The organism is Fulvivirga aurantia, assembly GCF_009711475.1.
In the GTDB taxonomy this organism is placed as follows: domain Bacteria; phylum Bacteroidota; class Bacteroidia; order Cytophagales; family Cyclobacteriaceae; genus Fulvivirga; species Fulvivirga aurantia.
In genome coordinates, this window is record NZ_SMMD01000530.1 from 1 (window position 1) to 2,784 (window position 2,784).

A 2,784-nucleotide genomic window follows, 5' to 3' on the forward strand; every position below is an offset into this window, starting at 1 on the left:
TTCACGTTGTTTGTCGCAAATAAGACCAAGTCAAAGGCTCAGTAAAAGTAGGCTGAGCTTATTTTAAGAACTAGATTTGTTGCTGTATCTCAAAAAATGGCGCAATGACAAAGCAACCTATTTTTAATGGAGTAAAGGTAATAGAGCTTGCCTCAGTTTTGGCAGGTCCGTCGGTAGGGCAATTTCTCTCAGAATTAGGAGCTGAGGTAATTAAGGTTGAAAATCCAAAAACCAAAGGCGATGTTACACGTGGGTGGAAAATTTCTGAAGAGAAAACAGATGATAGGTCTACTTATTTTATTAGTACCAACTGGAATAAAAAATCAATAGCCATTGATTATAGTAAGCAAGATGGTCTTGAAATACTTTACAAGTTGATAAGTCAGGCTGATATTGTTATTGTCAGCTTTAAACCAGGAGATGCAATTAAATTGAAAGTTGATTATGGCAGCCTGAAGTCTTTGAACGAAAAATTGATCTACGGGGTAATCACGGGTTATGGGGATTATAACGACAGGGTTGGCTATGATGCAGTTATACAGGCAGAATCAGGTTTTATGTCTATCAATGGAGAAAAAGGAGGAAATCCCCTCAAGTTACCTGTTGCATTGATGGATATATTGGCGGCTCATCATCTGAAAGAGGCTATACTGGTAGCGTATATTGGTATTCTAAAAGGTGAGACAGGCCAGATGGTTTCAGTTTCACTGATTGACTCAGCCATCGCATCACTGGCAAATCAAGCTACTAATTGGTTGGTAGGAGGGGTAGTGCCACAACAGTCAGGTTCATTACACCCCAACATTGCTCCTTATGGCGAAGTGCTGTATTCTAAAGATGATAAACCCTTTATTTTGGCCATTGGCACTGATCAACAATTTGAGCGATTGCTTATTGCCTTACAAATTGAGCCGTCTGATGATTTTGCAACTAATGAGAAAAGGCTGCAATCCAGAGATGCATTAAATGAGTTGCTATCTACAGCATTTAAAAAATTAAAGGCTCAGAAACTGCAAGAAATACTGATTAATAATAATATACCAGGTGGAGTAATCAATAATATACCAGAAGCTCTAAATCAATATAGTAACCTTGTCGTGCATAAAGATGCTATGAGGGCTCCACGTAATTTTTCTGCAAAGATTCAAGGCCTGGTAAATGCTTCCCACTTTCTACCACCACCAAAATTTGGAGAGCACACTTATGAGATTCTAAGCACTCATTTAGCTTTAAATGATGATCAAATTGCTGATTTAAGGTATTCAGGGGTGGTTGTCTGACTTTCTCGAGTTCATAAAAGCGTCATTCACTAAATCAAAGAAAACGGAACAAAACAGGCTGTTGCACTGTCATTTACGCCAAATTTAAACAGAATGTTAAAAAGTGGGTGAAAATGGTAAAAAGTGGTGGAAAGTGTCAAATATTTTTATATGTTTGTTTATTAGAATCCGAGCATATAAACCAAAATGGCATTTTTCACCAGCGAATATGAGTGCAAGATCGATGCGAAAGGCAGAATGATGCTGCCTTCCAAGATCAAGGCTAATTTGCCAGAAACTTCTGGTAATGAGCTGGTTGTGCGTAGAGGTTTCGAGCCATGTTTGATTCTGTACCCCATGGTAGAGTTTAAAAAGATCTATTCTAAGATCGCGGGGTTAAACGAGTTTAATGAAGAGTATAGAAAGCTACAGCGAAATTTCTTTCGTGGTAGTGCTACGGTGGAATTAGACGGTACGGGCCGTTTTTTAATTCCAAAGCTTATGATGGGTTATGCTCAACTTGAGAAGGATGCGGTTATCGTGGGGATGGGTAATAAGGTTGAGATCTGGAGTCCAAAACTTTACGAAGAGCATTTGATAAGTGATCCTGGGGAGTTTTCGCAATTGGCGCAAAAGTACCTAGATGATTAAATAAAGCTATGAGCTTTAAGCTCTTAGCCTTAAGCAGTGTATTGAGATGAGGAATTACAAAAATCTAAAAATCTGGCAGAAGGGATTTAAACTGGCGATGGACACTTACGCACTGTCGGCAGAATTGCCTTCTGATGAAAGGTTTGGGTTGGTTTCTCAAATTAATAGGGCTGCTGTTTCTATACCAAGCAATATAGCTGAAGGAAGTGCTCGAAGCACAGATAAAGCTTATAAGCAGTATTTAGAAATAGCATTAGGTTCAAGCTTCGAGCTTGAAACACAACTCTTGATAATTAAGAGTTTAAGTTTAGTCGATGAAGAGCGTATTGATACCTTAATCGGGCAAGTGGTGGAGGAAGAGAAAATGCTCAGTTCATTTTTGGGCAAACTAACGGCTAACAGCTTGTAGCATGGAGCTTCATGACTATCATCGGCCAGTAATGCTCTCAGAGTGTATTGAGGGGTTAGATATAAAGCCTGATGGTATTTATGTAGACCTGACTTTTGGTGGAGGTGGGCATTCAAGAGAAATTTTGAAGCGCCTGACAAGTGGTCATTTGTATGGTTTCGATCAGGATAATGACGCCAAGCAAAATGCAGAATCTATTGATTCTGATGCATTCACTTTTGTGGAGGCAAATTTCAGATTTCTGAAAAGGTATCTGAAAATGTATGGTGTAGATAAGGTTGATGGTGTTTTAGCTGATTTGGGGATTTCCTCACATCAGATAGATGATCCAGACAGAGGATTTTCTACTCGTTTCGAAGGAGACCTAGATATGCGGATGGATCAGTCAGCTGCCAAGTCTGCTAAAGAGGTTTTAAATACATATTCTCAGGATGCTTTACATAAAATACTGGGCATGTATGGGGA

At 39.2% G+C, this 2,784-nt stretch carries 4 protein-coding genes; all 4 read left to right on the top strand.

Features of this window, described 5'->3' with window-relative positions; all coding sequences use genetic code 11:
* The first annotated feature begins 104 nt into the window (after positions 1 to 104).
* Positions 105 to 1,280, top strand: coding sequence for a CaiB/BaiF CoA transferase family protein (locus E1176_RS04150; protein WP_155209310.1), 1,176 nt, complete (start codon positions 105 to 107; stop codon positions 1,278 to 1,280).
* A gap of 186 nt (positions 1,281 to 1,466) precedes the next feature.
* Positions 1,467 to 1,910, top strand: coding sequence for a division/cell wall cluster transcriptional repressor MraZ (gene mraZ / locus E1176_RS04155; protein WP_155209311.1), 444 nt, complete (start codon positions 1,467 to 1,469; stop codon positions 1,908 to 1,910).
* A 46-nt stretch (positions 1,911 to 1,956) separates the two neighbouring features.
* A complete protein-coding gene (locus tag E1176_RS04160; protein ID WP_155209312.1) occupies positions 1,957 to 2,319 on the top strand; it encodes a four helix bundle protein in 363 nt (120 codons plus the stop codon).
* A gap of 1 nt (position 2,320) precedes the next feature.
* On the top strand, positions 2,321 to 2,784 hold a 464-nt coding region (rsmH, locus tag E1176_RS04165; RefSeq protein WP_155209314.1), incomplete at its 3' end, for a 16S rRNA (cytosine(1402)-N(4))-methyltransferase RsmH.